Source organism: Aeromonas sp. 30P, assembly GCF_051919805.1.
Classification (GTDB): domain Bacteria; phylum Pseudomonadota; class Gammaproteobacteria; order Enterobacterales; family Aeromonadaceae; genus Aeromonas; species Aeromonas veronii.
Window position 1 is genome coordinate 117,849 of sequence record NZ_JBQBEA010000001.1, and the last position, 7,152, is coordinate 125,000.

A 7,152-nucleotide genomic window follows, 5' to 3' on the forward strand; every position below is an offset into this window, starting at 1 on the left:
CAGGGTATAATAAGTTTTTCATCGCCAGAGGAAAGCCGGTTTTGAGCCATCAACAATATTCCCGTTGGGTGACCTTTGCCAGCATAGCGGCGGTCACCACCGCTACCTTGCTGATCATCGGCAAACTGATCGCCTGGCTGATGACCGATTCGTCGACCCTGCTGGCATCCCTGACTGACTCCTTTATGGATGTGAGTGCCTCCATCATCAACCTGCTGGCCATTCGCTATGCGCTTGCCCCGGCCGATGACGAACACCGCTTCGGTCACGGCAAGGCGGAGTCGCTGGCGGGCCTCATCCAGTCGGCCTTTATCTCCGGCTCCGCCCTGCTGCTGGTGATGCACGGAATTTCATCTCTGCTCAATCAGGCGCCTATTCTGCGGCTGGAGGCGGGTCTCTGGGTCAGCGGTGGCTCCATCGTGCTGACCCTGCTGCTGGTCAGCTTCCAGAGCGTTGTCATTCGCAAGACCAACAGTGTGGCCATCAAGGCCGACATGCTGCACTACCGTTCCGATCTGCTGCTCAATGCCGGTGTCTTGCTGGCGCTGGTGCTGGCGGGGCAGGGGTGGTACTGGGCCGACGGCCTGTTTGCCATCCTGATCGGGCTATTCCTGTTGTGGGGGGCGGGACACATCGGCTACGAGTCGGTGCAGGCCCTGCTCGATCGTCAGTTGCCAGCGGAAGAACAAGCGAGAATAATGGCGCTCTGCTGTGCCGTAGAAGGTGTACACGGCGTACATGACCTGCGCACCCGTCAATCCGGGCCGACCCGATTCGTACAGTTGCATCTTGAACTGGATGATCAGATCCCCCTGGTCAAGGCCCATCAGATCGCCGATGAAGCCGAACTGGCGGTACGCCAGGCATTCGAGCGGATGGATGTCATCATCCACATGGACCCCATCTCGGTGCTGACAAAAGAACAACAGAGCCCTCACCCAGAACAACAGTAGGCTGCAACATGGATGAACTGGTTGCCAAAACCTGGCACAAAATTCAGCAAGAAGCGGAGTGCATGGCGGCCCAGGAGCCGATGCTGGCCAGCTTCTTCCACTCCACCATTCTAAATCACAAGAATCTGCGTTCGGCCCTCAGCTTCCAGCTGGCCAACAAACTCGACAGCGCCACCATGCCCGCCATCGCTCTGCGCGAGGTGATCGAGCTGGCCCTGCGCAGCGAGCCCGAGCTGCTGACGGTAGTGGCGGCCGACATCTGCGCGGTACAGGAGCGGGATCCTGCGGTCGATCTCTTCTCCACCCCGCTGCTCTATCTCAAGGGGTTCCATGCCCTGCAGGGCTATCGGGTCGCCAACTGGCTGTGGCGTCAGGGGCGCCGCTCGCTGGCCCTCTATCTGCAAAATCAGATCTCGGTGGTGTTCGGGGTGGATGTGCACCCTGCCGCCCGTATCGGCAAGGGGATCATGTTCGACCACGCCACCGGCATAGTGGTGGGCGAGACGGCGGTGATTGAAGATGATGTCTCCATCCTGCAGAGCGTGACCCTCGGCGGTACCGGCAAGGAGAGCGGCGATCGCCACCCCAAGATCCGCGAAGGGGTGATGATAGGGGCGGGCGCCAAGGTGCTCGGCAATATCGAAGTGGGCGTGGGTGCCAAAATTGGCGCGGGCAGCGTGGTGATCAACCCGGTGCCGCCTCATACCACGGTCGCTGGCGTACCTGCCAAGATCGTCGGCCGTCCGGAGTGCGACAAGCCTTCACTGGATATGGATCAGTGTCTCTGATCTCCCGGCCGGAGTAGTCGATGGCCAAGCGTTGGTCGGGTTATCTGATTTTGGGGATGTGGCTGCTCAACCTGCTCCATCTCTATCTGGGACTCTCCCCCTGGCCTGCGGCCATGGCGGCCTGGGGGGCATCACTGCTCACCTGGCCCTGGCTGGTGGGGGCCGCCAAGCGGCAGGCGCTGGCCTTGTATGGCGCGGCGCTATTGCTGCTCATCTTCTCCTGGTGGCAGGGTGCGACCCTCACCGCCGGTGACTGGCTGCTGCCCAACATCAATATGCTCACCATGTTTGCCGCGGTGAGCACCCTCAACCTCGCCACCTCGGGTCTCTTGACCGGCACCACCTCCTGGACCGGGCGCAAGGGGCTGTGGAGCACCATGGCCAGCCTCAATCTGCTGGGGGCGGTCATCAACCTCTCGGTGTTGTTTATCATCGGCGATCGGCTGGAGCGCAATGGCACCCTGGAGCGGCGTCAGGTGATGGTGCTGAGCCGGATCTTCTGTGCGGCTGCCTTCTGGTCACCCTTCTTTGTCGCCATGGCGGTGGCGCTCACCTATGCGCCGGGCTTGCAGCTCTCCCATATTCTGCCGTTCGGGATCCTCGCCGCCTTGCTGGCGATGGGGCTGACCGCCTGGCAGGTGGAACGGATCGGGGTGGCCGACTTTGCCGGTTATCCGCTGCGGTTGCAGACTCTGGGGTTGCCGGTCACGCTGGCGTTGCTGGTACTGCTCATCAAGCAGATCTGGCCCCAGCTCGGCATTCTGGCGGTGATCGCGTTGGTGGCCCCGCTGCTGGCGCTGCTCTTTATGCCGAGGGTCGGGCGCAAGGCGGCCCTCAAGCGGCAGGTGGTGGAGCGCTTTCCCGCCATCGGCGGTCAGCTGGTGCTGTTTCTGGGTGCCGGTTTGCTGGCGGCAGGCATCAACAGTGCGCTGTCGGTCATCGATCTCGGTGCCGGTCATGGCCTGCCGCTGTTCAATCACTTTGGCTGGCTTGAGGCATCCGTCACCCTGCTATTGATTCTGCTGGTGGCCATCGTCGGGGTGCATCCGCTCATCAGTATCTCCGGGCTGGCGCCACTGCTCTGGCCGCTGGCGCCGGATCCCAGCCTGCTCGGCATGTGTTTCCTGCTGGGGTGGGGGCTTGCCACCGGCACCAGTCCGCTCTCCGGATCCAATCTGGCGCTGGCCTCACGCTACAACCTCAGTGCCGGGCTGATCCTGCGCTGGAATCTGCTCTACGGCCTGCTGATGTATGTTGTCGCCTGTCTGTTGCTGGGGGCTTATATCGCCTTGCATGGATAACGGCGGTTCCGTTGGAAGGGGGGCAAATGATGCGCGGGCGCCGGGGTCTTTTACGCACGCTTCAGTGTGTTGTCGCGGCTCGGGCGCAGGATGCGAGAAAAATAGACGCATATTTAGACAATACATCTATGGAAGGTGCATTTTACAGCGCACTGGCTTGTTTGTGCCGATGCGCTCGGGGTATGCTGGCTTCACGCGCTTGAATCGCCCTCTGTGGGGCATCGCAATTGAACATACAGGTATGCATATGTCACTAGAAGTCCTTGAGCAACTCGAATCCAAAGTACAATCCGCCGTCGACAACATCTCCCTGCTGAAGATGGAGCTGGACGAGCTGAAAGAGCAGAACAGCAAGCTGCAAGACGAGAACCATCAGCTGCGCAACGAGCACACTGCATGGCAGGAGCGTCTGCGTGCCCTGCTGGGCAAAATGGATCAGATGGGCGAAACCATCTAATTCATTGCTTTCAGGCAGAATTGAAAACGGGCCGCTCCATGAGCGGCCCGTCTGTTTTTGGCGGGATGGGAATTACAGCGCCAGCAGTTGCTTGACTGTCTTCTCGATGCCGTTTGCCGCTTCGACTATGTTGTTGGCCAGCATGTAGGCGGGGGTGGAGATCACCTTGCGCTCCTGATCCACCACGAATTCGTTGACCGGGCAGTTGAGATGGCAGCCCCCCATCGCCTCGATGGCGTTGGCGGTACCCTCGTCATGGCCGATGGTCGCCAGCGTCCCGGCACCATAGATCAGCGGGATCATGGCGGGTGCGATGCAGATATAGGCGGCCGGTTTGTTGGCTTTGGCAAAGCTCTGGCACGCTTTCAGCACATCGGGCTGGATCTGGCACTCGGCCCCCTTGATAGCGAAGTCGCACAGGTTCTTGGCCGCGCCAAAGCCGCCGGGCACCAGCAGCGCGTCGTAATCGGCCGCATCCAGCTCGGCCACATCCTTTATCTGGCCACGGCAGATGCGGGCCGCTTCGACCAGCACGTTGCGGCTCTCTCCCTCGCTCACTTCACCGGTCAGGTGGTTGATGACATGGAGCTGCGCCACGTTCGGGGCGAAGCACTGGACGGCGGCTCCCTGACGGGCCAACGCCAGCAGGCTGATGACGGCCTCGTGGATTTCGGCTCCGTCAAAGACACCGCAGCCACTCAAAATCACGGCCACTTTTTTCATGGCAAACTCCTCGTTGTTGAAAATGTGAGCCAGGATGGATTGTTGTACTTTTGTATGGTTATCGCTCACCCTCCGCTGGTCAAGTCATCTTGCTGTGCTAGGATTGTTTCGTTTTGGATCCTGCCGTACCTACTCCCTTAAATCTTTTTCCACATTGATCGAGATCATTCCAACTGTCTCACGATCGGTTTTTACGATCTCAACGCATTGTTTTTAATGGTTTTTTATATTTTTATGCACAGCTTTATCACTGTGCGCTCTGATGCGTCCCATTTTTGAACACAGAGTTATCCACAGATTGAGTCCCTTTATCAGGCGCTGTGTGCTGTTGCTGCGCCCCTTGGTGTGAGGGGGGCCCTGTGGCATCCTAGCGGCTGTTTATCTCTGGCAGGACGATTTCATGGCCCCTAGCAACCCCCTTATTCTGGTCGACGGCTCCTCTTATCTTTACCGCGCCTTCTTCGCCTCCCAGCAGGCCGATCTGCGCACATCGACCGGTTTGCCGAGCGGCGCCGTCCGTGTCATGGCCAACATGATGCGCAGCCTGCGCAAGCAATATCCTGACTGTCATGTGGCCGTGGTGTTTGATGCCAAGGGCAAGACCTTCCGCGACGACATCTATCCCGAGTACAAGGCGACCCGTGCCAGCATGCCGGACGATCTGCGCAGTCAGGTTGCCCCTATCCACCAGATGATCAAGGCGATGGGTTTCCCCTTCCTGATGGTGGAGGGGGTGGAGGCCGACGACGTGATCGGCACCCTGGCCCGCCAGGCGACCGAGAAGCAGCTGCCGGTACTGATCAGCACCGGTGACAAGGATATGGCACAGCTGGTCTCCGACCATGTCACCCTGATCGACACCATGAAAGATGTGAAGACCGATCGGGAAGGGGTGATCGAGAAGTTCGGCGTACCGCCCGAGCTCATCATCGACTATCTGGCCCTGATGGGGACAAGGTCGACAATATCCCCGGCATGACCGGCGTTGGTGAAAAGACTGCACTTGTCCTGCTGCAGGGGATCGGCAGCATCGACGAGATTGCTGCCAACCTCGACAAGGTGGCCGCGCTCGGCTTTCGTGGCTCCAAGGCGTTCGCCGACAAGTTCCGCGAGCAGGAGGAGCAGGTTCGCCTCTCCTATCGACTGGCGACCATCAAGACCGATGTCGAGCTGGAACAGAGTCTGGAAGAGCTGTTGCTCAAGCCGGTCGACAAGGAGTCCCTGCTGGCGGTCTATCGCGAATACGAGCTGCGCAACCTGATCAAGGAGCTGGAGTCCGGTGGTGAAGAGGGCAGCGAGAGCGCCGGACAGGACGAGGCTGGCGATGAGAGCTCCGCTCCGGTTGCCGCCATCGAAACCGACTACCGCTGCATTCTGGACGAAGCCGAGTTTGACGGCTGGCTGGAACAGCTGAAAGCGGCACCGTTGTTTGCCTTCGATACCGAAACCACCAGTCTCGACTATATGGAGGCGCGGATTGTCGGCGTCTCCTTCGCGGTTGAGCCGGGCAAGGCTGCTTATGTGCCGTTTGGCCACGACTATCTGGGGGCACCGGTACAGCTGAGCGAGGCCGTGGTGCTCGGCAAGCTCAAGCCGCTGCTGGAAGATCCGACTCGTCTCAAGGTGGGGCAGAACCTCAAGTACGATCGCAACGTGCTGCTCAACCACGACATCGACCTGCAGGGTATTGCCTACGACACCATGCTCGAGTCCTACGTGCTCAACTCCACCGCCAGTCGTCACGATATGGATTCGCTGGCCAAGCGTTACCTCGGGGTCGAGACCACCTCCTTTGAAGATATTGCGGGCAAAGGGGTGAAACAGCTCACCTTCAACCAGATCGAGCTGGAGCAGGCGGCCCCCTATGCGGCGGAAGATGCCGATATCACCCTGCGTCTGCACCAGACCCTGTGGGGTCAGCTGGAGGCCGTGCCGGGTCTCGCCAAGGTATTCAGCGAGATCGAACTGCCCCTGCTGCCGGTACTGGCGCGGATGGAGTTGCTCGGCACCACCATCGATCCCAAGCTGCTGCACCAGCAGAGCCAGGAGATCGAGCTGCGGTTGGCGGAGCTGGAGAAGCAGGCTCACGAGCGGGCCGGACAGGAGTTCAACCTCTCCTCGCCCAAGCAGCTGGGGGAGATCCTCTTCACCAAGCTGGGCCTGCCGATCATCAAAAAGACTCCGAAGGGGGCACCGTCCACCGCAGAAGAGGTGCTGGCCGAGCTGGCGGAGACCTACGAGCTACCGCGTCTCTTGATGGAGCACCGCGGTCTGGCCAAGCTCAAGTCCACCTACACCGACAAGTTGCCGCTGATGATCAAGCCGCAGACCGGGCGGGTACACACCTCCTATCATCAGGCGGTAGCGGCTACGGGCCGTTTGTCATCATCTGATCCCAATCTGCAGAACATCCCGGTGCGCAACGAGCAGGGGCGCCGGATCCGTCAGGCCTTTATTCCGAGCGCCGGTTACAAGCTGGTAGCGGCGGACTACTCCCAGATCGAGCTGCGTATCATGGCGCACCTCTCCGGTGACAAGGGGCTGCTGACCGCCTTTGCCGAGGGCAAGGACATCCACAAGGCGACTGCCGCCGAGGTGTTCGGCGTGGCGCTCGATGCGGTCACCACCGACATGCGCCGCAGCGCCAAGGCGATCAACTTCGGCCTTATCTACGGCATGAGTGCCTTCGGTCTGGCCAAGCAGCTGGGGATCGGTCGTGCCGAAGCGCAGAAGTACATGGATCTCTACTTCGAGCGCTACCCGGGCGTGCTGGAGTATATGGAGCGCACCCGTCAGCAGGCGGAAGCCCAGGGGTATGTCGAGACCCTGTTTGGTCGTCGCCTCTATTTGCCGGATATCAAGTCCCGCAACGCCGGTCTGCGCAAGGCTGCCGAACGGGCCGCCATCAACGCCCCGATGCAGGGCACGGC

Annotated in this window: 5 protein-coding genes and 1 pseudogene (1 of these 6 cut by a window edge); 5 read left to right on the plus strand and 1 reads right to left on the minus strand. The window is 60.4% G+C overall.

Annotated features, from left to right (window positions below; genetic code table 11):
• Positions 1-41: 41 nt before the first annotated feature.
• The 4 genes from fieF (at position 42) to ACTG2B_RS00575 (ending at position 3,499) form a co-directional block, all read left to right on the plus strand.
• A complete protein-coding gene (gene fieF, locus ACTG2B_RS00560) occupies positions 42-953 on the plus strand; it encodes a cation efflux pump FieF (protein ID WP_042081837.1) in 912 nt (303 codons plus the stop codon).
• An 8-nt stretch (positions 954-961) separates the two neighbouring features.
• Complete coding sequence (gene cysE / locus ACTG2B_RS00565; protein WP_005339552.1) at positions 962-1,741, plus strand: serine O-acetyltransferase; 780 nt, start codon at positions 962-964, stop codon at positions 1,739-1,741.
• A 20-nt stretch (positions 1,742-1,761) separates the two neighbouring features.
• The gene (locus tag ACTG2B_RS00570; protein ID WP_439995019.1) at positions 1,762-3,042 is read left to right on the plus strand and encodes a hypothetical protein; all 1,281 of its coding nucleotides are present in this window, start codon (positions 1,762-1,764) and stop codon (positions 3,040-3,042) included.
• 247 nt (positions 3,043-3,289) lie between these two features.
• Entirely contained in the window at positions 3,290-3,499 is a 210-nt protein-coding gene (locus tag ACTG2B_RS00575) for a cell division protein ZapB (protein WP_005339554.1), read from the plus strand.
• Between the two features lie 72 nt (positions 3,500-3,571).
• On the opposite strand, the gene elbB is transcribed toward ACTG2B_RS00575, so the two are convergent.
• On the minus strand, positions 3,572-4,222 hold the full coding sequence (gene elbB, locus ACTG2B_RS00580) for an isoprenoid biosynthesis glyoxalase ElbB (protein ID WP_439995020.1): 651 nt from the start codon (positions 4,220-4,222) through the stop codon (positions 3,572-3,574).
• A 400-nt stretch (positions 4,223-4,622) separates the two neighbouring features.
• Between elbB and polA the strand changes: the two are divergent.
• Positions 4,623-7,152, plus strand: a pseudogene (polA, locus tag ACTG2B_RS00585) (DNA polymerase I); it runs 235 nt beyond the window's last position.

Bases quoted from the DNA above. Each gene is read 5' to 3' on its own strand.
- cysE (WP_005339552.1), top strand. From the start codon at position 962: ATGGATGAACTGGTTGCCAAAACCTGGCACAAAATTCAGCAAGAAGCG.
- elbB (WP_439995020.1), bottom strand. From the start codon at position 4,222: ATGAAAAAAGTGGCCGTGATTTTGAGTGGCTGCGGTGTCTTTGACGGA.
- ACTG2B_RS00570 (WP_439995019.1), top strand. From the start codon at position 1,762: ATGGCCAAGCGTTGGTCGGGTTATCTGATTTTGGGGATGTGGCTGCTC.
- ACTG2B_RS00575 (WP_005339554.1), top strand. From the start codon at position 3,290: ATGTCACTAGAAGTCCTTGAGCAACTCGAATCCAAAGTACAATCCGCC.